We start from the raw sequence: 24,367 nt of genomic DNA on the forward strand, positions 1-24,367 counted from the left end.
TAAGATGAATTGGATTGTAATATTACTCATAACAGCAGAAATATTATTTTGGGTGTTTATTATACTCGGACTGATATCACGCTATGTGATGAGAAGAGAAAAATTAGGATTATTTTTCTTTGTACTTACACCTGTTATTGATTTAACTTTAGTTATTACAATGAGCTTAGATTTGTTAAACGGTGCAGCGGCTACAATCCCACATGGTATAGCAGCAGTTTATATAGGTGTGTCTATAGCGTTTGGTAAACAAATGATTAGATGGGCAGATGAAAGATTTAAATACTTCGTTTTGAAAACAGATGAACGACCTGTCAAAACTACTGGAATTAAGCATGCAAAAAAATATTTAATAAGTTGGATTAGACATGTGTTTGCTTATACTCTTGGGACTGGATTGCTATGGATAATCATTGGAATTGTCGGGTATGCTGATAATGTAGCGGCACTGGTTCATGTAATTAAACTATGGACTTTAATATTAATGATAGATTTATTGATAGCTTTAAGTTATTTTATATGGCCGAGATCAGAAAAGTCTTGAATATTTTGAAAAGCGATACGCACACGTGTGAAATCAAAATTGTTGATTCCGCATGTGAAATACGTATCGCTTTTATTATGTCCTCATTATGATGGTATTAAATGCCATTGTTGGAAGTGATCATAAATTAAATCAAATTGTTGCGTTTTAATTTCTATCGGGAAGGCGGATGATGTCTTTTCAGAAAAGAACCACCTTCTATGTTCGGGCGTTAATAAAATAAAACTTTCATCACGTTTATCACCTAGAAAATTCAAGGCGTCAGGTACAAATTGTTTTTGTTCATGCGTTTCCAATTGATATTGCGTTAAAGCTTGGTAGACAGACTCTGTATCATTACACACAAAACCAATCTCGCTAATTCTTGAAAATTCGGGTTCTTCTGTCATGTTAGAGATTCTAGCAATTAATTCGACAATATTTCCAGAAGGATCATTGAAGTAAACAGAATGTGCAACAAAAGCTTCAAAGTAAGTTGTATGTTGTTTGTTCTCCATCAATAGAAATAAAATATTTTGATAATGGTTTTTCATTTCCAAAAAATGATTATAAGGAATATCAATAGCAAAATGATAATAAGGTTGATTAATGTCATGTGCATATCTAAAATGCAATTCTGTTTCACCAATCTCAACCATAAATGATTCTTGGTCAATGATTTCAACCGTACACTCTAATGTTTCCTCATAAAACTGTCTTGTTTCTTCCAATTCTGACGTTAATAACCTTATACTTTCAAATTTCATATGCATATCCCATCCCCACGTAGTACCCATATATATAATGATTTAACTGTACTTTATCAAAATAATAATGATGATGATAATGTTAAGAGTTTATAAAACCTAAGTTTTTTGAAATGTTATTTGCTGTATTTTGAAGTTGAGTAATATAAAATTCTTTGTTTTGCAATTGGGTCGTTGAAAAGGACAAACTAATCGCGCCTTGTACTTCATTACGATAATTAACGAAATACGTGCCAACACAATAAATACCTTCTTCGTTTTCTTCTTTATCCTCTGCATAACCTTGTTTACGAATCATTTCAATTTCCTCCATAAAAGCATCAAAGTTAGTGATAGTGTGCTTTGTGTAAGGAATAATTTCAGAATTATCCCAAATAGCTTGAATCGTATAGTCATCATACTTAGATAATATTGCTTTTCCTACGGCAGTACAATACATAGGTACGCGTAGACCTATTTTAGAAGCCATTGTATAAATGGCATCATTTGGAATGAATTTCTCAATATAGAGAATTTCATTTTTATCTTCAATGACTAAATGACACGTTTCATTGACTGTGAAAGAAAGTTGACTAATGAAACTTTTAGCGATATTTAAATAATCAATGTTTTTGATGCTAGAATAGCCTAATTGAAATAATTTATAAGTTAATTCGTATTGATGTGTAAAAGGATTTTGCTTTACATAATGATTATCGATTAAAGATTTAACTAAACGATGTACAGTAGTTTTAGATAACTGTGTTTTTGTTACAAGTTCATTTAATGATATCGGGCTATGATGTGATATCAATTCTAATAAATTTAATGCACGATCGATTGATTGAACATTGGACATCATTTCACTCCTCAAATTGACAACGTTTTCATTTTCGCTTTATACTAATAAAGTATTCTATTATATGATATAACATTTCATAATATGGAACAAGTGTAAAAGTTATAAAAGCTATGGGCAGCTACATATGAGATAAAAGGAGTGTGTTGAAATGTTTGGAGAGTTCTGGCCATTAATCAGTGTTGTATTAGGTGTTGTTGTACTGTTATTTTTAATTATTAAATGTAAGATTAATGCCTTTATATCTTTGATAGTGACATCGATTTTTACTGGTATGATTTTAGGTATGCCACTAGACAAGATCGTAGAAACTGTAGAAAAAGGTATGGGGAGCACTTTAGGAAGCGTAGCAATAATATTTGGGTTAGGAGCTATTTTAGGTAAGTTGCTTGCAGATGGTGGTGGCGCAAATAGAATTGCAGATACATTTATAGATAAATTTGGTGAGAAATATATTAAATGGGCAATGATTTTAGCGTCATTCATCATTGGTATTGCTCTTTTCTTTGAAGTTGGATTAGTACTATTGATACCTTTAGCGTTTACAATTGCAAAACGTTTAGGTGTATCACATATGAAGATTGGTATACCAATGGCTATTGCCCTTTCGGTAACGCATGGATTTTTACCCCCGCATCCTGGTCCAGTAGTCATTGCAAAAGAGTTAAACGCTAATTTAGGACAAGTATTATTATATGGACTCATTGTAGCGGTCCCAACGGTGGTTATCGTTGGTGGTTTATTAGTCAAAATGTTACCCAAATTGTCCCCGAGTGCATATAGTAAAGAAATTGATATGACTAATATTGTTTCTGAAGTATCGATTGAAGAAAAAGATCAACCAGGGTTTGGCCTTAGTGTGTTTACTGCATTGTTACCAGTTATATTGATGTTATTTGCGACTATTGTACAAATGATCACTGGTCATCAAGATGGTGCAACCAATCAATTTGAAAGTGTTATTTATTTTATTGGTAATGCACCAATAGCAATGCTGATTTCATTACTTTTTGCTATGTATTCAATGGGAATTCGTAGAAAGAGGACGATGAATCAAATTATGGACAGTGCTACATCTGCCATTATTCCAATTGGGATGATGTTACTTATTTTGGGTGCAGGCGGATCATTTAAGGAAATTTTGATTGATGGTGGTGTAGGAAAAACAATTGAGCATATGTTTGTCGGCTCTAGCATGTCCCCAATCTTATTAGCTTGGATTGTGTCTTCTTTATTGAGGATTGCACAAGGATCAGCAACTGTTGCCGCTATATCTACTACAGGTATAGTACTCCCCTTATTACAAGCTACTGATGCTAATCTAGCATTAGTGACGTTAGCCATTGGCGCAGGGAGTATTATATTCTCACATGTGAATGATACTGGCTTTTGGATTTTTAAAGAGTATTTTGGTTTGACTGTAAAAGAAACTTTTTTAACGTGGTCTGTTTTAGAGACAGCGATATCGGTTTGTGGTCTAGTATTTGTATTGATTTTAAATATGATTATTTAATTTGAAAGGAGAATGAATACGATGAAAGCTGTATTTATTAATGGAAAAGAAGATATTGAATTAAAAGAAATTGAGGAAATAAGTACACAAAATGATCCAGAAAAAGCACTTATAGAAGTTAAGTACGTGGGTATATGTGGCTCAGATTTACACTATTTGGCAGAAGGATCTAGTGGTCCAGCAGTGATTAGAGAACCCTTAATACCGGGGCATGAATTAAGCGGAGTTTTACTTGAAGCTACGGATTATAAAGGAACGACACTTCCAAAAGGAACAAAAGTGACAGTTCATCCTGCTACCTATGGGGATAAATTAGCACATGCGCCACATAATCCTGAGATATGGCCGAATGGATCATATTTAGGATCGGCTAGATATTTACCACATAAACAAGGTGGTATGGTAGAAAAAATGCTAGTAGATAAAGCGCAAATATTACCACTACCAGATAGCGTTTCTTTAAAGATGGGAGCGTTAGCTGAACCGCTTAGTGTGGGTATGCATGCGATTAATTTAGCAGGCGGTGTTACAGGTAAAAAAGTACTTGTGTCAGGAGCTGGGCCAATTGGATTACTAGCTGCAGGAGCAGCTTTTACCTTGGGAGCAGAAAGCGTGACGATCAGTGATATGTTAGAAGAACCATTAGCGCGTGCACATGATTTAGGCGATATCGAAACATTAAATATTACAGATAATAATATTCCTGAAGATAGATACGATGTAGTATTAGAGTGTTCTGGAGCTACTCCGGCAGTATCGACTGCATTTAAGGCTGTAAATATAGGTGGTACAATAATTCAAGTTGGTAATTTACAGGATAAATCTTCACCAATTAACTTAAGTCCGATTAATATCAAACAGGCTACTTATCGTGGATGTTATCGTTTTAATAGAGAAATTGAAGATGCTTTAACAGTGCTAGCGAAAAATGAGAAGATTATTAATGTGATTACTCAAACATATGATATCGAAAACTTTAGAGAAGCTTTTGAAATAGCTGCCAATTCTAAATTATCTTCTAAGGTCATAATCAAACTATAAACGCTTATTATTAAGAATGGAGCGTATAGTCTCATATTTCAGTTTGGACGGAGCAGTAATTATTTAGAAAACATACAGGTATAACAAGATTTATAACAACACAATCTAAGCATCTTAAATATTAGATTTTTAAGGTTTGTAAGTCTAAGCATTGTTTAATTTATATAGGGAGAGTCTTTTTACTAGGAGTTGCTATAATTTCTCTATGAAACTTATAGGCATTTAGTATTTAAAGAATGATAATTAAGTAATTTAAGATAACAAAAAGTCCCACCTCTCATTTGATTGAGCTAGTGGGACTTTAATATATTACAACTTATGGATTACGCCTAAACTGAAATTTAGTTTTAAGTTATTGATTGATAAATCCACTTCTAAAATAAATTTTTAATATATGTTGCTATTGTTTAATAGCAAGTCGTTTTTAGCTAAAAGAATAACCATGTAAATATGAAAGCGCTGATACCTATAAGTAGGCAATATAGTAACGCAGGTCCGAGCGTTTTTCTAATAACACTGCCTTCTTTTCCAGGCATATCAACGACAGCACAAACGGCTACAACATTGTGAACACATATCATATTTCCGGCTGCTGCTCCGATAATTTGAGCTGCTAATACAGTGAATGGTTCGGCACCAATTGTTTGAGCAATATTTAATTGTATAGGTGAGAATGTCAACGTAGAAACAGTTGCGCTTCCTGTTATAAATGAACCTAATGCACCTAAAAATGGAGCGACAAATAACCAAATCGGTCCTAAGTAATGTGCCATATCTTTAGCTATATATTCTGGCATACTGATTAAATCATGTGTATTAATGCCAGAGTTAATAAATACGTGTACCATTGCAAGAGTGGCAATGAGTGTAATTCCAGTTGTTTTGATAGTATTTAATGAATCAAGACCGGCATGTCCTATATCTTTTAATGGTTTACGTTGTATAAAAACAGCAAAAATCGCTGAAAGTATAAGGATTGTTCCTGGTGAATATAAAATCTCCCATTCAGATGTGATTGATTCAAAATTTAAAATGTTATTCCAAGAAAGATCCAATACATTCGTCGTAAAATGCTTGATGCTTGGAACGGTTCTTGTGAGTAACAATAAGACAACAACCATTAAATAAGGGGCCCAAGCAGTTAACAAGGGCATTGATTGTTCTTTTGTACTAACTTCATAATCATGATTTAAACCATCTGTCCATTCTTCTTTTGGTAATAACCAGCCTTTTCTAGCGGTAATAACAGCAACGATTAATCCAGTTAAAGAACCTAAAATAGCAACAAATTCTGCGCCAAATAAAAAGGCATATGCAAAAGCAGAGCCGGCATAAACAATACCAATTAGAGCAAGCCAAGGTAACATTTCAACGATAGATTTAAGTTTATTATTTTTGCCGAAGAATATCACCATTGCAGTAATTAAAATAATAGGTATGAAAATACCACTCAATAAATCTAAAGTTGTAATACGTTCTGCCGTCGATTGAAAGAAAGCGCTATCTGCGTCATTTAATGTACTAAGTCCTACAAGGACAGGTGTACCAACAGCACCAAATGAAACGGCTACGCTATCTGCAACGAGCGCAGTTACTACTGCGATAATCGGGCGAAACCCTAACGCAACCATTAGCGGAGCGGTTACCATTGCAGGCGTTCCAAAACCAGATGCACCTTCAATTAAAGAACCAAATAAAAAAGCGACTAAGATAACTTGGACACGCATATCACCTGATATCTTTTTAAAACCTTCATTAATACGAGTTACTGCACCAGTTTGACGCAATGTATTGAGTAATAAAAGAGCACCAAATAAAATATAAAGAATAGTAAATGTTTTGTGCGTCCCTTGTAATAATGATGCAATGATGACATCACCATTCATCCCCCAAACAAAAATCCCTAATAAAGTTATAATAATTGCACTTATCGCCATTCCTTTTAATGCAGACATACGTAATAATACTAAGAAAATAAATGGAACAATAACTGCACTAAAAGCAACAAGAAGCATCATAAAAATCACATCTCCCATAAAATAGATATCATCAAGTCATATGATGACTAAATATCCTTAATTGTAATCGCATTCATAAAAAATTTCAATCATTGTTAAATAAAAAATCCCATTAAAAATCTATTATATTTTTGAGAAAATACACTTTTTTAACAAGAAAGAATGGGTAAGCATGATACTTTGAAATTGAAATTTTACCATTTTATTACTAATAACCTAAAATAATGAAAATAAACGAAAATAAATTTGCATAAAATAAAAAAATGAAATAAAATAACTACAATATCTGAAAGCGCTTTCTGATTTTGTGGATAGCACTTTATGGATAAAGTAACTTTAGCATGAAGGAAAGATATTCTCGAAATTAAGGATAATTAGCATGATATTTTATAAACAGGGGTGTTATAGATGAATGATAAATTAGCTAAGATGGGAATGCCACCGACGTTAATATGGGGATACATTGGTGTACTTATATTTATGATGGGCGATGGTCTAGAATTAGCGTGGATTAGTCCATATTTACATGACCAAGGTTTATCCGTACAACAAACAGCATTATTAACAACTTGTTATGGCGTAACTATTGCAATAGGATCATGGTTTTCGGGTGTTTTAGTGGAAGTGATAGGACCACGAAAAGTAATGTTATTAGGTACATTGCTATATATTATTGGACATATTATTTTTGTAGGTCTAGCAATTCCAACTATGAACTATGAAATGATGATACCCTCATATGCAATTAGAGGTTTTGGTTATCCTTTATTTGCTTATTCATTTTTAGTTTGGGTTGCATATCGTTCTCCACAAAAGCGTTTAGGTGCAGCTGTTGGATGGTTTTGGTTTGTATTTACAGGAGGATTAAGTGTCCTTGGTTCATTTTATTCTTCAATTACAATTCAATTATTTGGACATTTCTTTACTTTATGGACAGCTATTATTTGGGTACTTATCGGAACGTTTTTAGCAGTATTTGTAAATCGTGATCAATTTGAACTTGAACATAAAGAAGGTGGTTTTAAAACGCATCTGAAAGAAATGGGCGCTGGTATTACAATATTAAAAAGAGAACCTCGTGTAGCAGTAGCTTGTATTGTCAGAATTATAAACCAGGCAGCTCAATATGCATTTCCATTGTTTCTTCCTATATATTTATCAACCAAAGGTATAGCTACAACAACATGGCTAAATATTTGGGGGACTATTTTTATAGCAAATATTATTTTTAATATAATATTTGGGGCCCTGAGCGACAAAATAGGATGGAAGAATACCATTTCATATATCGGCGGTGTCGGTTGTGCTGTATTCACTTTAGGATTATATTTTATGCCTGAAATTTTTACGGGAAATGTATTTATCGTAGGAACTGTAGGATTTTTATGGGGGATGTGTTTAGCAGGTTTCGTGCCAATATCGGCGCTTGTACCGTCTCTTGTTCATGATGGTGACAAAGGCCCAGCAATGGCAATATTGAATTTAGGTGCAGGATTATGTGTTTTTGCTGGACCAGGGTTAGTTGCATTGTTTTACGATAGTATTGGTGTGAAAGGTATGATGTACTTAATATTTGGTTTATATGTAGCTAGTGCTATTATGACACGCTTCTTAAAAACACCAGAAGAGAGGGGGATAAGTGAAGATAAGGAAGCAGTTTAAGACACTATAACCAATTGAATAAAGAACTTAAATTAAAGCAGGAAGTAGAGCAGAAATCAATCTTTGTTAAATGATTGACTGGTTATACTTCCTGTTTTGTATGTCATAACTTGAAAATAAAATAACTCATTCATTCTTTGAATGAATATGAAATATTTATTCAAAAAATTAAGTATAAAAACTGATAATAAGTACACAATAAAAGCCTATTAATCTATGGTGGGATAGTTAATAGGCTTTTTATAAATCGACGCTTAATGACTGGTTACTATATTCATTTTTAAAGTTTAATGTGATTATGAGGTTTTTGAGGTGGAACAACAATGTCCTTGCTTATTTTTCCTGAAAACCGCCAGAAACAAAATGAGCAGCGATTTGCTTTATAAGAGCTAAGATTTCTTTAAACATCACAATTCACCTCCATTGATTAACTTATTACAACATAAAGATACTATAAAGAATTCATTAAATGTTTTGCAACGCATAAATAAAACTTTTAACTTCATAAGTGTTGATTGTCAGATATTTTAATTGCTTAACTGACATAAAATTACGCTTATGTGTAGAAGTAATTAGAAATAGAGAATGCTTAGACAAGAGAATTATGAGATAATTCAATAATATACAATATAAGGTATATTTATACTTGATTTTATTTAAAATAGCAGTTATTATGTATATAAATCTTATAAAAATATTGGAGTGATGGAATTGGGGCGTACACAACAGCACTAAACAAGCTACAGACATTTAAAGGTAAACATTTTTTGAAAACATGTGATTTTTCTGCTGATGAATTGAACACTTTAATTGATTTTACTGGTGAATTAAAAGAAAAGAAAAAGCGTAATATCCCGCATCCTTATTTAAAAGGTAAAAACTTAGCATTCTTATTTGAAAAACCTTCTACAAGAACGCGTTCAGCTTTCAGTGTTGCTGCCTATGATTTAGGTGCATACCCTGAATATTTTGGGCAAGGTGATATTCACTTAGGAGTTAAAGAGTCTGCAGAAGACACTGCAAAAGTATTAGGTAGAATGTATGATGGTATTGAATTTAGAGGACATCACCAAAAAGACGTAGAAGCACTTGCTACAAGCGCTGGCGTACCAGTGTGGAATGGCTTAACTAACGAATGGCATCCAACACAAATGATTGCGGATTTCTTCACATTAAAAGAAAACTGGGGCACTTTAAAAGGAAAGACATTAACTTATGTCGGCGATGCTAGAAATAATGTGGCACATGATTTATTAATTACTGGCGCAATATTAGGCGTTAATGTTCATATTGCTGCACCAGAATCTTTACAACCGAATAATGATATTCAAATATTGGCTCAAAAATATGCTGCTGATTCACAAAGTGATATTTTGATTACTGATGATATTCAACAAGCGATATATCAAACTGATGCAATTTATACAGATGTTTGGTTCTCTATGGGTGAAGATGAAGGGGTGTTAGAATCCCGTATCAATCAATTGTTGCCTTATCAAGTAAATGAATCAATGTTAATGAATACGATGAATCCAGATGTGATAGTGTTACATTGTTTACCAGCATTTCATGATGTGAACACAGAAGTAGGTCAAAAAATATATAAAACATATGATCTGACTGAAATGGAAATTGCAGACGATGTATTCAGAGGAAAGCATGCTGTTATTTTTGATCAATCAGAAAATAGATTACATTCAATTAAAGCAATTATGGCAGTTACATTAGGTGACATATTTTAAATAATTATGTTAAAAAGTTAGGGCAAAAATGTTTTTCAAATTACCTTTTCTGTCCATCTTGTACTAGTAAAGCAACTTTTATTATAGAAATGATGAAAGCTGACTTTCAATATTGTTAGTCATTGCCAATATATTATCCGAGGCCCCGACATTTATAAATGTCGGCCTCTTTTTTTATGGATTTATATGTTTATTACAAGAGAAGTAAATTGATTTATGAAAATAATTTTCATTTATTAGATAAATATTGATTATCATTTTCTTTGGCTGTATATTTAGGATAAGTAGGAGGTTAGCTATTATGAGTAAATTGTTTGAAAGAGCACAACAATTTGGGAAATCATTTATGTTACCCATAGCAATTTTGCCGGCAGCAGGGTTATTACTAGGCATCGGTGGTGCTTTAAGTAATCCGAATACGGTTAAAGCTTATCCAGTATTAGATATGAGTTTATTACAGAATATTTTTATTTTAATGTCATCTGCTGGAAATATTGTTTTTCAAAACTTACCAGTTATATTTGCGGTAGGTGTAGCCATAGGGCTGGCAAAGAGTGATAAAGGAACTGCTGGATTAGCAGCAATGCTCGGATTTTTAATCATGAATTCATCTATGAATGGATTGTTAACTATAACTGGAACATTAGCGAAAGACAATTTAGCTGAAGTAGGACAAAGTATGGTACTAGGAATTCAAACTGTAGAAACAGGGGTGTTTGGTGGGATTGTCACTGGTATAATGACAGCGCTTTTACACAATAAGTTTCATAAAATATCTCTACCTGACTACCTTGGTTTCTTTGGAGGATCACGTTTTGTACCGATTATTACAGCAATTGCTTCGATTGTATTGGGTGTCATTATGTTTTTTGTTTGGCCAACAGTACAAGGGTGGATCTTTGGTGTTGGTGGATTAGTAGACAAAACAGGGATAATTGGTACATTTTTCTTTGGCTTTATCTTGAGGTTATTAGGTCCTTTTGGATTGCATCATATTTTCTACTTACCATTTTGGCAAACAGCTTTGGGAGGTTCGTTAGAAGTTAAAGGGCATATGGTTCATGGGACGCAAAATATTTTCTTTGCACAATTAGGGGACCCTGACGTTACAAAATACTTTTCAGGCGTTTCACGATATATGTCTGGTAGATTTATTACCATGATGTTTGGGCTTTGTGGGGCAGCATTAGCAATTTACCATACGGCTAAACCAGAACGTAAAAAAGTTGTAGGAGGATTGATGCTCTCTGCAGCTTTAACATCGTTTTTAACAGGTATTACAGAACCATTAGAGTTTAGTTTTTTATTTGTTGCTCCTCTATTATATGTGATTCATGCGTTTTTAGACGGATTAGCATTTATGATGGCAGATATCTTTAATATAACTGTAGGCCAAACTTTTAGTGGGGGCTTTATAGACTTTTTATTATTTGGTGTGCTTCAAGGAAACTCTAAAACAAATTTCTTGTGGGTAATCCCTGTTGGTATCATCTGGTTTATGATGTATTACGTTATTTTTAGATTCTTGATAACGAAATTCAATTTCAAAACACCTGGCCGTGAAGATGAAACGGCAACAGACACTGTAGAAGCAACCGATCGTGCTAAGACAATAATCCAAGCACTTGGTGGTAAAGAAAATATAGATGTAGTTGATTGCTGTGCTACTCGTTTAAGAGTGACGTTAAATAGTGATAAAGATGTGAATAAATCTATGTTAACAGCCACGCAAGCTAGAGGAGTTATTCAAAAAGGGAATGGCGTTCAAGTTATATATGGTCCTCATGTTACTACGATAAAAAATGAAGTTGAGGAGCTTTTAGAGAATGAAAAATTATAATACAACATGTAAAAAGGGTATTAAAGATTGCAGAAAGATACGGTGAAAAGATGAATGTTATAAATTTGAAAAACCAAACTATAGCTAGTCAATACTTAGCAACTGAGCTATTAAAACAACTTAAGACTAAACCTAATACGGTTCTAGGTTTGGCAACAGGCGGTACAATGATAGATGTTTATAAATATTTATCAGAATTATTGAATATTAATCAAATTGATTTATCACGTGTGGTGACGTTTAATTTAGATGAATATGTTGGTCTAGCACCAGACCATAAACAGAGTTATCATGTGTATATGAATGAACATTTATTTAAGCATAATGATTCATGGCAAAAGAATAATATACATTTACCAATGGGGAACGCAAAAGATGTTGTACAAGAATCTAGGACTTACGAACAACTCTTATGCGATATAGGTCCTGCAGATATTCAAATTTTAGGGATTGGTGAAAATGGGCATATTGGTTTTAATGAGCCATATACATCTTTTGATAGCGTGACGAGCGTTGTTGATTTGGCACCTTCAACAATTAAGGCGAACAGTAAACACTTTGAAACAATTGAAAACGTGCCTAAACAAGCAATATCGATGGGACTTTCATCTATTATGCGAGCGAAGCGAATTATTTTGTTAGCATTAGGTGAACATAAACAATATGCAATTAAACAACTCTTAGAAGGTGATATATCCGAATCGTTACCTGCTAGTATATTACGACAACATGCTAATGTAGAAGTTATTGTGGATGATGAAATATTCCAATTTAATAAATATCACTAAATTATAATCATGATATTACAATGCAATTTATGAATAGTAATCATATTAGTGATTGAAATGAAGTTAATGGCGCAGTCAGATGTCTAAAGAAATTATTTTAGATTTCTGCACTGCGTTTTTATTTTTAAGCGTATTGTTTCTTAGAATAACAATTATTGAATTTCAGAATAAATAAGTGTTTTAAATAATTTAAAAATTGATTTTTGTAAACGTTTACAATTATAATGTAATTATACAATTGTAAAGGGGTGTATCGTGATGGTGAATGTGAATAAAGAATGCATGAAAATTTATGTTTTAGATAATGGACGTATGAAAATGGATAAGAATTTGATGATTGCTAATTCAAATCAAGCTACTTTGGACAGCCCTGAAGCCAAAAATGAAATGTACGAATTTCCAATTTACACAGTGTATATAGATCATCCTGAAGCTAAAATATTGTTTGATACTGCATGTAATCCTAATGCAATGGGTGAGAATGGTAGGTGGATTAATGCTACTCAAAAAGCCTTTCCTTATTTTGCTGATGAATCTTGTCACTTACCAAATCGTTTGGAACAAATCGATGTGGATCCAAAGGAAGTGGATTTTGTTGTGGCGTCACACTTACATTTAGACCATGCAGGTTGCTTAGAATATTTTATCAATGCAACCGTTATTGTTCATGATGACGAATTGAATGGAACGATGCAGACTTATGCTCGTAATCAACAAGAAGGTGCTTATATTTGGGCTGATATCGATGCATGGATTAAGAATAACTTAAAATGGAGAACGATTAAAAAAGAAGAAGATAATTTGAAGCTTGTAGAGGGGGTTCGTATTTTAAATTATGGTAGTGGCCATGCATGGGGCATGATCGGTTTAGAGATAGAAAGTGCTGAGCTTGGTACTATTATATTAGCTTCCGATGCAATTTATACGAAAGAAAGTATGGGAGAGTCGTTAAAACCTCCAGGTATTTTATATGATTCAATTGGTTGGACTAAATCAGTAGAAAAAATTAAACGTTTAGCCGAAGAAAAAGGTGCGCAAATTTGGTTTGGTCATGATGGAGAGCAATTTGAAGGATTAAGAAAATCTACTGATGGATACTATGAATAATATTCTTTTAACATTAGTATTTATTTTAATTATTTAGGATGTTAATCAAGGAGGCTTTTAAATGAAGATAAGAGCTGCAGTATTACATGAAATGGGAAGCATAGAGCCATACGCTAAAAGCAAGCCTATAACTATAGAAACATTAGAACTATCTGAACCTAAAACGAATGAAGTGTTGATAAAAATTGGTGCTGCGGGGTTATGCCACTCAGATTTGTCCGTAATAAACGGTAGTCGGCCTAGACCTATGCCAATGGTATTAGGTCATGAAGCGGCAGGAGAGGTTATACAATTAGGCCCTGACGTTACAGATTTTGAAAAAGGGGATCATGTCGTATGTACGTTTATACCTAGTTGTGGTCACTGTATTCCATGCAAAGAAGGACGACCAGCATTATGTGAAAATGGTGCAACTTCTAACGAAAAGGGGGAAATGTTAACAGGTGGTTTTCGTTTACTGTCAGAAGATAACCGAACGATGTATCATCATTTAGGTATCTCGGGGTTTGCGGAATACGCAGTTGTTTCAACCAATTCAATTGTGAAGGTAGATAAGGATATTCCCTTTGAAAAAGTAGCCATATTTGGTTGCGCGGTGATAACAGGAATTGGTGCAGTTATAAATACAGCTAACATTAGTGCAGGGAGCACAGTAGCAGTTGTCGGATTAGGTGGTATTGGGCTTAATGCTATTTTAGGTGCTCGCCTTGCAGGTGCAAGTGAGATTATAGCATTAGATATAAATGAAGCTAAATTTGAGTTAGCGAAATCATTAGGTGCAACAGCAGTATTTAACTCAGGAGATGATAATGTAGTTGAAAATGTTAAAACTTATGAAAGTGGGGGTGTTAACTATGCTTTTGAAACTGCTGGAGTTGTGCCAGCAATGGAAGTTGCTTATCAAATAACAAAACGTGGTGGCATGACTACTACAACAGGTCTGCCTGACCCTAAGCATAATTTTTCGTTTCCACAAGTCACACTTGCAGCAGAAGAACGCACAGTTAAAGGTTCATATGTAGGGAGTTGTGTCCCTGAACGAGATATACCAAGGTTTGTAAATTTATACAAACAATCGCGTTTGCCCGTAGATCAGCTATTAACAGATACTTTATCGTTAGAAGAAATAAATGAAGGCTTCGACCGGTTAGCCCGAGGAGAAGCGGCACGCTTAGTTGTGAAAATCACTTAAAGATAATTCACCTATACTTTTATAGAAATTTTAAATATGTTTTCAGTTTGGGTTTAAAAGGGGTGTTAATGTGAGTAAGCTAAATGACACATTGGAAAAGTATTTGTTACCTACTGCTTCAAAACTGGGGTCTAATAAAATTTTAATTTCATTAAGGGATGGGATTATAGTTGCAATGCCTTTAATTATCATTGGCTCATTATTTTTAGTCATCAGTGGTATTGCAGTACCGGGATGGATTGAATGGCTAGAATCAAAAGGAATTCAACCATATTTAATGAAAGCAGTTAATGGTACGTTCGGATTAATGGGATTAGTAGCAAGTTTTGGGGTAGCGCATAGTATTGCACGGCAATACAACACAGATGGCGTTTCTGCTGGGATAATTTCTATGTCTGCATTTTTAGTTGTGACACCGAAAGTAATGACTGGAGGAAAGGCACCAGAAGAAGCGATTCCACAGATGTATATGGGAAGTCAGGGGCTATTTGTTGCTTTAATTGTTGGTATTATTTCAGGTTTAATATTTCAATGGTTTATTAATAGAAATATAAGAATAAAAATGCCTGATCAGGTCCCACCAGCTGTTTCTAAAAGTTTCAGCGCATTAATACCAGGAGCTGTAATCATTATTATGTGGCTAATCATCTTTATATTGCTAGATAATTTACCTTTCGGCAATATTCATGAACTTATTGTCAATACATTGGGGGTTCCATTGAGTCTTATGGGGGGCACTTTGATTGGAACAATTATCTTAGTTGGTCTCAATAGCGCATTTTGGTTTGTAGGTATCCATGGTGCCAATGTAGTTAATGCTGTTATGCAACCGATATGGTTGAAAAATATAGATGAAAATCGTCTAGCATATCAAGCTAATCCACATGGTGAATTACCGCATATTATTACACAACCATTTATAGATAATTTTGTGTTTATGGGTGGCGGTGGTTCAACTATTGGTCTGGTAATTGTGATTGCAATTTTAGCATTTAAGAAACGCTCTAGTAAGATTACAAAGACAATGGCACCACTGACACTAATGCCGGGTATATTTAATATTAATGAACCTACATTGTTTGGTTTGCCAGTCGTGTTAAATGTGAGACTTATCGTGCCGTTTATTTTAGCTCCAATGATTAATGCAACAATAACTTATTTTGCTATGGCAAGTGGGTTAGTACATCTTACAAATGGTACAGCGATGCCTTGGACAATCCCACCAATCATAAGTGGATTTTTAGCAACAGGTCATTATAGTGGGTCTGTGGTTCAAATGGTATGTATCCTTGTAGATATTTTACTTTATTATCCTTTTTATCGGTCAATGGAAAAATATAACCTACAGTTAGAACAAAAAGAAGCAGAGAATATGAAAAAAACTGAAGAATAAAAATAAAGGGGAGATAAAATGGTGAAAAGATTATTAAGTGCAAATGCTTCAGAAATAGTAGAAATGACATCTGATGAATTAAAACAAAGTATAAAGGCAAGTGATGGTCGTGTGGTACTAGCGGAAAATGTCGTCACTCGCACACCTGTTATTCCTGATATTACGAATTCAGAGCTATCAAGAGCATTTGGAGCAGATTTGATTTTATTAAATGGACTAGATGCATTTGACCCCAAGATTGTAAATATAGATGAAGATCAGCATGTCATTAAAGAACTAAGAAGACTTGTAGCCAGACCGATTGGTGTGAATTTAGAACCGGTAGATGTACAAGCAACAATGACAGAAGAGAAGTTAAATATAAGTGAAGGCAGACAGGCAAGTCCGAAAACAGTAAAAGCATTAGAACAATTAGGCATAAATTTTATTTGTATGACAGGAAATCCAGGTACTGGAGTATCTAATGAAAGAATTGTCAGTGCGATTGCAGACACAAGAGCAAATTTTAGTGGATTAATTATAGCTGGTAAGATGCATAGTGCAGGTGTCGATGAACCTGTAATTACGAAAACATTTGTAAAGAAATTTATAGATGCTGGCGCAGATATTATTTTAACTCCATCAATTGGTACCGTACCAGGTTTTGATGAAAATCAATTAAAAGAAATAGTTAAAGCAGTTCATCAACATGGAGGATTAGTTATGTCGGCTATTGGCACAAGTCAAGAAAGTTCTGATCCAAGCACAATTAGAGATTTTGCAATTCGGAATAAAGTTTGTGGAGTAGATATACAGCATATTGGTGATGCAGGATTTGGAGGGTTGGCGCCAGTCAATAATATATTTGAGTTAAGTAAAGCTATTAGAGGAGAAAGGCATACAGTATCGATGATAGCGAGGTCAATTCAACGTTGAAAATAAAATTGGAGGAGGGATTTATATGGCTGAAAAAACAATTATGCTTGTTTGTGCAGCAGGGATGAGTACGAGTATGCTTGTTCAAAAAATGCAAAAAGAAGCAAAAATTCAAAACTTAGATAGAGATATTTTCGCGGTTTCTACTTCGGAGGCCGATCAAAAAATTGAAGATGGCATTGTCGATGTGCTGTTACTTGGCCCTCAAGTCCGTTTTAAAAAAGAAGAATATAATAAAAAGTGTAGTGATAAAAACATACCAGTCGATGTTATTGAAATGAGAGATTACGGTACGATGAATGGTACCAATGTGTTAAAAATAGCAGAACAGTTAATGGCTAATTAGAGGTGGATATATGACTGAACAAGAGAGAGATTTAGAATTTGCCATGTCCCTTATAGCTTATAGTGGTGATGCGAAAAGTCATGCAATGGAAGCGATTATTGCTTCGAAGAAAGGGTATTTTAAGGAAGCGCAACAAAAGTTAGAGCAAGCTGAATCATCGCTACTTGAAGCTCATCATATACAAACTAAAATGTTATCGAAAGAAGCGCAAGGTGAAAATATAACGATGACATTGTTGACAGTGCATAGTCAGGACCATTTGATGACTGCTATTACTTTTAAAGATATTGCCCAAGAGATGATTGATTTATATAAAATTGTAGAGAAAAGTTTATAAATAATAGAAACAGCACATTTCTATAAATAGAGTGGAAATGTGCTGTTTCTATTATTTATATGCAAAAAAACCATACGCTATACGTATGGTTTTTTTGATTACTATGCCAATTGGTGGGTGTGACATATGTTTTTATTTCAACTGACAATGATGTGTGAAAGTATTTAAAAGAAAATAAGTATTATAATACTAAACCTATCATAGACGCTGAAATGATCGAAGCTAAGGTAGAACCAAGTAATAAACGCATAGCAAATGAAGCGACTTTATTCCCTTGTTCAGTACTAAATCCTTTTATTGATCCAACAATAATACCAACTGTACCAAAGTTAGCAAAACTAACAAGGTATACTGAGATAATACCTTGGGTACGATGTGAAAGCGTGTCGGCTAATTTTTGGAAATCTAGCATAGCAACGAATTCATTAGTTATCAATTTTGTAGCCATAATTGAACCAGCTTGAACTGCTTCATGCCAAGGTATTCCTATAATAAAAGCGATTGGTGCAAAGATGAAACCAATTAATTGTCTAAAATCTAACCCGACTAAGTTGAATAATACAGTGATAGCTTCCATGAGTGAAATGAATGCTAGTAGCATAATAGCAACACTAACAGCAATTTTGAAACCATCTGTAGCACTATCACCAATCATTTGAAAGAAAGGTACTTTTTTAGGTTTTGTAGTATTGTTCTCATGAACGTTGCTGTTAGCTGTTAAATTTGATATTTCAACGTCTTTATCATCGGATTTATACGGATTAATAACACTAGCAATAATTAATGCGCTAAAAATATTAAGCATCACAGCAGTAACAACAAATTTTGGCTCGAGCATTTGCATGTAGGACCCTAACATTGCCATACTAACTGCACTCATACCAGAAGTAGTTATTGTATATAATTTAGCTTTAGATAGTTTCGGAATCATTTCTTTAATAGTTAAGTAAACTTCTGGCTGACCTAACATAGATGTAGAAATAGCAAAATAACTTTCTAAACGTCCCATACCAGTCAGTTTATTGATAATGATACCAATATATTTGATCATAAAAGGAAGAATTTTAAAATAATTCAATACACCTATTAATACTGAGATAAATACTAAAGGAAGTAATACAGTAATAAAAAATGTAGAAGCCCCTTTATTTTGCAAACCACCGAATACAAAATCGATACCAGCTTTACTAATATCTAATAAAGATTCAAAAAATGAGCCGAGTGTTGTTAATGTTGTTAAACCAATAGTTGTATGCATCATAAATAATACAATAATTACTTGAATGACTAACATGGTTAAAGGCTTTTTAAAATTAATGGCTTTTCTATCATAACTAAAAATAAAAGAGAGTATTAATGCGAACAGAATACCGGTAATAGAAAATAGAATGGACATTTAAATCACCTACAATTGAGTGAAAGCAACAGCTATTTTTGCTCCTAGAACTGCATTGTTTTCAACAAGTTTTATATTTGTTTCTAAACTTTTACCTTTAGACTTCTCGACAATTTTTCCAAGTAAAAATGGTGTGGAATCCTTTCCACTAATTCCTTTTTCCTCTGCTTCTTGTACTGCATCTGTGATAATACGATCAATATATGATTTAGATAACGCATGTGTTTTGGGTACAGGATTAGCAACGACGATACCACCACTTAAACCTAAATCATTTTTAGCTTTACAAATTTGAGCAATAGTATCAGGTGAGTTTGCTGAACTGTTTAACTTAATCCCACTTTCAGGAGTGAAAAAGGCAGGAAGTTCTTCGGTTTGATAGCCAATCACAGGTACACCTTTTGTCTCAAGGTATTCAAGTGTTTTGGGTAAATCTAGGATGGATTTTGCTCCTGCACAGATAACAGTGACATTGGTTTGTCCTAATTCTTCTAAATCGGCTGAAATATCCATAGTGTGTTCAACACCTCTATGTACGCCACCAATTCCTCCAGTAACAAAGAATTGAATACCTGCTAATTCGGCACAAATCATTGTAGATGCAACTGTGGTTGCACCGATACGTTTAGTAGCAATAATCTCTGCTAAATCTCGACGTGATACTTTGGCAACATCGTCATGTTTAGCTAATAATGTCAATTCTTCAGATTCTAAACCTATTTTAATTTTTCCATTAATTAAGGCGATGGTTGCAGGTATGGCGCCGTGATTTCTAATAATTTGTTCAACATTTTTAGCCATCTCAACATTTTGTGGATAGGGCATGCCATGTGAAATGATAGTCGATTCTAAAGCAACTATAGGTTTATTACTATCCATGCCTTGTTGTACTTCTTGTGAAAATTCAATGTATTGTTTCATCTTTATACTCCTCCAAATCTCTAAATAATTGTTTTTTATCTAAATTTTGACGAACGGTGTAATTTGTTTCGATCGTTTTCCTTGCATTTATCATGCCAGCGTTGAGTATGTCATCTATATCTAGACCATTTAGCCAACTGAAGACCACTGCGCTGGAAAATGAATCACCTGCACCTGTCACATCTACAACCTCGTTTGAACTGAGAACGGGTTTAATGATTTCTGTTTTCTTATCTTTATAGATAAGCTCTTGAACTCCGTTTGTGATGATCACTTTGGAGACCCCAGCATCTATCCATTTTTGTGCAGCCTTTTTCATATCATTTGTGTTTTGTATTTTCATATTAAAATAAGTTTCTGTTTCATCTCGATTAATAATAAGCCAGTCTATTGCATGTAATGAATCAGGCATATGGTCCATTTTTGGTGATGATACAGGTATGATTACTAATTTAATGTTATGCTTCTCAGAATATGCACAGAGGAAATCAATGGCAGGTTTACTTAAATTTAAATCTGCGATAATACATTTAGCTTTAACTAGTAAATGTGTTCGCTTAATTAAAAATTCTGGCGTGATATAGTCATATACTTCCATATCAGCTAAGCCGTATTGCATATTACCATCATTGTCTATGAGTGCAGTGTAAGAACCTGTGTTTGCATTTTCTATTTGTTGCACATGATCTAGGTTCATGAAAGGACTTGATAATTTGTGTATCATGTCCCACTCACTGTCATTACCACTGGTAGATAAAAATGCTACAGTTTCACCCATTCGACCAAGATTTTCTGCAATATTTCTAGCTACGCCACCTACGGAACGTGTAGAAGTTACAGGATTGGAAGTTTCTAGTTGCAATGTATGATGGACATAAAACTTTCTGTCTAAGTTAGCAGCACCAATACATACAATAGGATAATTTTCATTTAAGACATAGGCTTTACCTAAGACATATTCTTTGCGGATTAATCCTGAGATAATATTAGCTACTGCAGGTCTTGATAAACCAATTGATAGTGCTAATTCTTGTTGAGAAATAAATGGATTGTCTTGTATGCGTTTCAAAACCTCTCTTTCATTACTATTCATAGATGAGACCTCCTTTTGATAAAATCTAAACAATTGTTTGAAAATAAACTTTTGTTTGAATTTAAGCGAAGTCTACCATGTAATATTACATTTGTATACGCTTACAAATTAATGTTGCGAAAATTGTGACAATTAAAGAGGGTCTTTGTCACGTATTTGAAATAAGTGAAACCCTTGATATATTAAGGTTTCACTCGTGATTATTTTTTATAGAATAATAGCGTTATTTTATTTTTGAAAATTATTTTCAAGCGTGAACAATGTCAGCTTTGAGGGCGAAATTATAAAATGAAAATAAAGATGAAATGTATTTTCTATGATGAAATATTAAAGGAAAAGCAGTGATTATAAAATTGTAAGAAATTAAAATTATCTGAAATTAAAAAAATTATTATCTTATCGATAAAAATCTATTGACTAAATAGGGGGATAGGAATAAACTAATTTTAATCCGATAAGAATAATAAGAATAGAGGGCGAGAAATGAAAAAATTATTAATGGTGTTCATGACTTTAGTTTTGGCAGTGACACTGGCAGCATGTGGTAATGACTCTTCAAGTAAAAAAGATAGCGAAAGTAAAAATAAAACAGCTAGTGAGAATAAAACTTTTGTTGTGGGCACAGAAGGCACTTATGCACCTTTTTCATTCCACGATAAAAATGATAAATTAACTGGTTATGATATAGATGTAGTGAAAGCAGTAGCTAAAGAAATGGACTATAAAGTTAAATTTAAAGAAACTCAATGGGATTCAATGTTTGCAGGGTTAGATTCAGGTAGATTTAATGTTGTAGCTAACCAAGTTGGTATTAACGATGAACGTAAAGAAAAATATAAATTCTCTGAACCATACACTTACTCTAAAGGTGTATTAGTAGTAAATAAAGATAATACAGATATCAAATCATTTGATGACGTTAAAGGTAAGAAATTAGCACAAACATTTACTTCAAACTATGGTAAATTGGCAAAATCTAAAGGTGCAGAACTTACAAAAGTTGATGGATTCAACCAAGCGATGGATTTATTACAATCAAATAGAGTAGAGGGTACGTTTAACGATAATATTTCTTACCTAGATTATAAAAAACAAAAACCTAATGCTAAAGTAAAAGCGATCGAAGGGAATGCTGAAAAGAGTCAATCTGCTTTGACTTTCAGCAAGAAGGAAGACGATAAAACAATCAAAGAAGTTAATAAAGCAATGAAAAAATTAAAAGATAATGGTGAATTAGCAAAAATAAGTGAAAAATGGTTTGGTGAAGATGTTTCTAAACCTTAATTCAGAGCAACAACATGCATTAGATGCAGCTGGACAAGCATTTATACCAATGCTTGAAGGATTGGTAAAGTTTTCAATTCCTATCACATTAGTGACTTTTGTTTTAGGATTGGTTATAGCACTAGTAACTGCATTAATGCGTATATCAACAAGCCGTATACTCAGAGGGATTGCACGTTTTTATATTTCAATCATTAGAGGAACACCGATGATTGTACAATTATTCATTATCTTTTATGGTATCCCTGAACTCGGCAGATTATTAACTAACAACTCAGAAAATCAATGGACATTAGCTCCAGTAATAGCGGCAATTATTGGCTTGTCTTTAAATGTAGGGGCATATGCTTCTGAAATTATTCGTGGCGGCATCATGTCTATTCCAAAAGGCCAGACAGAAGCAGCGTATTCAATTGGTATGAATTACCGTCAAACGATTCAACGTATTATATTGCCACAAGCAATAAGAGTTTCTGTGCCAGCACTAGGTAATACGTTCTTAAGTTTAATTAAAGATACATCGTTGCTCGGTTTTATACTTGTCGCTGAAATGTTTAGAAAAGCACAAGAAGTTGCGTCGACGACTTATGAATATTTAACAATTTATTTACTCGTGGCACTTATGTATTGGGTTGTATGTTTTATTATTTCAATCGTCCAGAACTTTTACGAATCTTATCTTGAAAGAGGGTATCGTTCATGATTGAATTACAAAATATAAAGAAAACATTTAATGATAAAGAAGTGATTAAAGGTATTGATCTAGAGGTTGATCAAGGAGAGGTAGTTACCTTCATTGGACGTTCAGGTTCTGGTAAAACGACTTTGTTACGAATGATTAATGCGCTAGAATTACCTACTGAAGGCGCCGTTTACGTCAATAGTGAAACTTATGACAATAAAGATAAAAAATCACAAATTAAAGTACGCAAGCAGTCGGGTATGGTTTTTCAAAGTTATAATCTGTTTCCTCATAAAACAGCATTAGAAAATGTTATGGAAGGACTAATTACTGTTAAGAAAATGAAAAAAGCTGAAGCGCAACAACAGGCTCTAACGCTTTTAGAGAAGGTGGACTTAACAGCTGTAAAAGACCAAAGACCTAATGCATTGTCTGGTGGACAACAGCAACGTGTCGCGATTGCGAGAGCTTTAGCGATGAATCCAAAAGTTATGCTCTTTGATGAACCTACCTCTGCATTAGATCCAGAGCTGGTAAACGATGTATTACGTGTAATTAAAGACCTAGCAAACGAAGGAATGACTATGATTATAGTTACGCATGAGATGCGTTTTGCTAAGGAAGTTTCTAATAAAATTGTGTTTATTCATGATGGCGTTATTGGTGAATCAGGAGCACCAGAACAAATTTTTAATCACCCACAAACGACGGAGTTGCAACGCTTTTTAAATATGATTAGAGAAGCGTAAAATAAATAATGTATGAATGAGATGGAAGCTAAATAGCTGAAGTCTCATTTTTTATTTTTAAAAATAATTATTATAAAAATGTATCGACAATACAAATGTCATTATATAATTTGTTAAAAGAATGTAATGTTTTTGATGTGCAACTTTTCGTATTAGTAGGCGAAAAAGATTACACATCTACAATCGAAAGAAAGCGATTACAATATAAATGTAAGGAGGT

At 33.6% G+C, this 24,367-nt stretch carries 22 protein-coding genes; 16 read left to right on the forward strand and 6 right to left on the reverse strand.

The features are described from left to right. Window positions 1-4: 4 nt before the first annotated feature. Window positions 5-544: a hypothetical protein gene (locus tag LG295_RS01645; protein WP_107529918.1), complete on the forward strand. Its 540-nt coding sequence runs from the start codon at window positions 5-7 to the stop codon at window positions 542-544. A gap of 86 nt (window positions 545-630) precedes the next feature. Here LG295_RS01645 and LG295_RS01650 read toward each other — a convergent pair whose 3' ends face one another. Both LG295_RS01650 and LG295_RS01655 read right to left on the reverse strand, forming a co-directional pair. After that, the gene (locus LG295_RS01650; RefSeq protein ID WP_325999458.1) at window positions 631-1,290 is read right to left on the reverse strand and encodes a hypothetical protein; all 660 of its coding nucleotides are present in this window, start codon (window positions 1,288-1,290) and stop codon (window positions 631-633) included. Between the two features lie 82 nt (window positions 1,291-1,372). Beyond that, the gene (locus tag LG295_RS01655; protein WP_325999457.1) at window positions 1,373-2,128 is read right to left on the reverse strand and encodes an IclR family transcriptional regulator; all 756 of its coding nucleotides are present in this window, start codon (window positions 2,126-2,128) and stop codon (window positions 1,373-1,375) included. A gap of 151 nt (window positions 2,129-2,279) precedes the next feature. Here LG295_RS01655 and LG295_RS01660 point away from each other — a divergent pair, with 151 nt between their 5' ends. Together LG295_RS01660 and LG295_RS01665 are read left to right on the forward strand one after the other, a co-directional pair. Beyond that, window positions 2,280-3,641 carry a gluconate:H+ symporter gene (locus tag LG295_RS01660; RefSeq protein WP_107558216.1) on the forward strand — a complete coding sequence of 454 codons (1,362 nt, stop codon included), beginning with the start codon at window positions 2,280-2,282 and terminating at the stop codon, window positions 3,639-3,641. Window positions 3,642-3,662: 21 nt separating this feature from the next. Beyond that, a complete protein-coding gene (locus LG295_RS01665; RefSeq protein WP_107529921.1) occupies window positions 3,663-4,682 on the forward strand; it encodes a zinc-binding dehydrogenase in 1,020 nt (339 codons plus the stop codon). Window positions 4,683-5,110: 428 nt separating this feature from the next. Here LG295_RS01665 and LG295_RS01670 read toward each other — a convergent pair whose 3' ends face one another. After that, complete coding sequence (locus LG295_RS01670; protein WP_325999489.1) at window positions 5,111-6,700, reverse strand: L-lactate permease; 1,590 nt, start codon at window positions 6,698-6,700, stop codon at window positions 5,111-5,113. Between the two features lie 408 nt (window positions 6,701-7,108). On the opposite strand from LG295_RS01670, the gene LG295_RS01675 reads away from it, so the two are divergent. The 10 genes from LG295_RS01675 to LG295_RS01720 all read left to right on the forward strand — a co-directional run bounded on the left by LG295_RS01675 (window position 7,109) and on the right by LG295_RS01720 (window position 18,022). Next, entirely contained in the window at window positions 7,109-8,362 is a 1,254-nt protein-coding gene (locus tag LG295_RS01675; RefSeq protein ID WP_107529923.1) for an MFS transporter, read from the forward strand. A 710-nt stretch (window positions 8,363-9,072) separates the two neighbouring features. Continuing rightward, the gene (gene argF / locus LG295_RS01680; protein WP_107531390.1) at window positions 9,073-10,104 is read left to right on the forward strand and encodes an ornithine carbamoyltransferase; all 1,032 of its coding nucleotides are present in this window, start codon (window positions 9,073-9,075) and stop codon (window positions 10,102-10,104) included. Between the two features lie 301 nt (window positions 10,105-10,405). Then, window positions 10,406-11,944, forward strand: a complete 1,539-nt coding sequence (ptsG, locus tag LG295_RS01685; RefSeq protein ID WP_107531391.1) for a glucose-specific PTS transporter subunit IIBC — start codon at window positions 10,406-10,408, stop codon at window positions 11,942-11,944. A 50-nt stretch (window positions 11,945-11,994) separates the two neighbouring features. Continuing rightward, window positions 11,995-12,732 carry a glucosamine-6-phosphate deaminase gene (gene nagB, locus LG295_RS01690; RefSeq protein ID WP_107531392.1) on the forward strand — a complete coding sequence of 246 codons (738 nt, stop codon included), beginning with the start codon at window positions 11,995-11,997 and terminating at the stop codon, window positions 12,730-12,732. Window positions 12,733-12,990: 258 nt separating this feature from the next. Next, window positions 12,991-13,839, forward strand: coding sequence for an N-acyl homoserine lactonase family protein (locus LG295_RS01695; RefSeq protein ID WP_107558026.1), 849 nt, complete (start codon window positions 12,991-12,993; stop codon window positions 13,837-13,839). Window positions 13,840-13,900: 61 nt separating this feature from the next. After that, on the forward strand, window positions 13,901-15,031 hold the full coding sequence (locus LG295_RS01700; protein WP_325999456.1) for a zinc-dependent alcohol dehydrogenase family protein: 1,131 nt from the start codon (window positions 13,901-13,903) through the stop codon (window positions 15,029-15,031). A gap of 70 nt (window positions 15,032-15,101) precedes the next feature. Continuing rightward, complete coding sequence (locus tag LG295_RS01705) at window positions 15,102-16,424, forward strand: PTS sugar transporter subunit IIC (RefSeq protein WP_107558024.1); 1,323 nt, start codon at window positions 15,102-15,104, stop codon at window positions 16,422-16,424. A gap of 18 nt (window positions 16,425-16,442) precedes the next feature. After that, window positions 16,443-17,339, forward strand: coding sequence for a PEP phosphonomutase (locus LG295_RS01710; RefSeq protein WP_107558023.1), 897 nt, complete (start codon window positions 16,443-16,445; stop codon window positions 17,337-17,339). Between the two features lie 25 nt (window positions 17,340-17,364). Then, window positions 17,365-17,685 carry a PTS sugar transporter subunit IIB gene (locus LG295_RS01715; RefSeq protein WP_107531397.1) on the forward strand — a complete coding sequence of 107 codons (321 nt, stop codon included), beginning with the start codon at window positions 17,365-17,367 and terminating at the stop codon, window positions 17,683-17,685. A 10-nt stretch (window positions 17,686-17,695) separates the two neighbouring features. Continuing rightward, on the forward strand, window positions 17,696-18,022 hold the full coding sequence (locus tag LG295_RS01720) for a PTS lactose/cellobiose transporter subunit IIA (RefSeq protein ID WP_107558022.1): 327 nt from the start codon (window positions 17,696-17,698) through the stop codon (window positions 18,020-18,022). 181 nt (window positions 18,023-18,203) lie between these two features. Here LG295_RS01720 and LG295_RS01725 read toward each other — a convergent pair whose 3' ends face one another. Genes LG295_RS01725 through LG295_RS01735 form a run of 3 tightly spaced genes read right to left on the reverse strand, consistent with a single transcriptional unit; the run spans window position 18,204 to window position 21,432 of the window. Continuing rightward, window positions 18,204-19,418, reverse strand: a complete 1,215-nt coding sequence (locus LG295_RS01725; protein ID WP_107554403.1) for a NupC/NupG family nucleoside CNT transporter — start codon at window positions 19,416-19,418, stop codon at window positions 18,204-18,206. A gap of 9 nt (window positions 19,419-19,427) precedes the next feature. Continuing rightward, complete coding sequence (locus tag LG295_RS01730; RefSeq protein WP_404476222.1) at window positions 19,428-20,339, reverse strand: pseudouridine-5'-phosphate glycosidase; 912 nt, start codon at window positions 20,337-20,339, stop codon at window positions 19,428-19,430. Beyond that, the gene (locus tag LG295_RS01735) at window positions 20,323-21,432 is read right to left on the reverse strand and encodes a carbohydrate kinase (protein WP_107531401.1); all 1,110 of its coding nucleotides are present in this window, start codon (window positions 21,430-21,432) and stop codon (window positions 20,323-20,325) included. The genes LG295_RS01730 and LG295_RS01735 overlap by 17 nt, the downstream gene beginning before the upstream one ends. A 483-nt stretch (window positions 21,433-21,915) precedes the next feature. Here LG295_RS01735 and LG295_RS01740 point away from each other — a divergent pair, with 483 nt between their 5' ends. From LG295_RS01740 to LG295_RS01750, 3 genes are read left to right on the forward strand one after another with little or no spacing between them, the layout of a single operon-like run. After that, on the forward strand, window positions 21,916-22,716 hold the full coding sequence (locus tag LG295_RS01740; protein WP_107531402.1) for an amino acid ABC transporter substrate-binding protein: 801 nt from the start codon (window positions 21,916-21,918) through the stop codon (window positions 22,714-22,716). Further along, complete coding sequence (locus LG295_RS01745) at window positions 22,700-23,419, forward strand: amino acid ABC transporter permease (protein ID WP_107558020.1); 720 nt, start codon at window positions 22,700-22,702, stop codon at window positions 23,417-23,419. Before LG295_RS01740 ends, LG295_RS01745 begins: the two co-directional genes overlap by 17 nt. Beyond that, entirely contained in the window at window positions 23,416-24,147 is a 732-nt protein-coding gene (locus tag LG295_RS01750; RefSeq protein ID WP_107558019.1) for an amino acid ABC transporter ATP-binding protein, read from the forward strand. The genes LG295_RS01745 and LG295_RS01750 overlap by 4 nt, the downstream gene beginning before the upstream one ends. The last annotated feature ends 220 nt before the right edge of the window (window positions 24,148-24,367 follow it).

It is taken from the genome of Staphylococcus pseudoxylosus, assembly GCF_044794325.1.
Classification (GTDB): domain Bacteria; phylum Bacillota; class Bacilli; order Staphylococcales; family Staphylococcaceae; genus Staphylococcus; species Staphylococcus pseudoxylosus.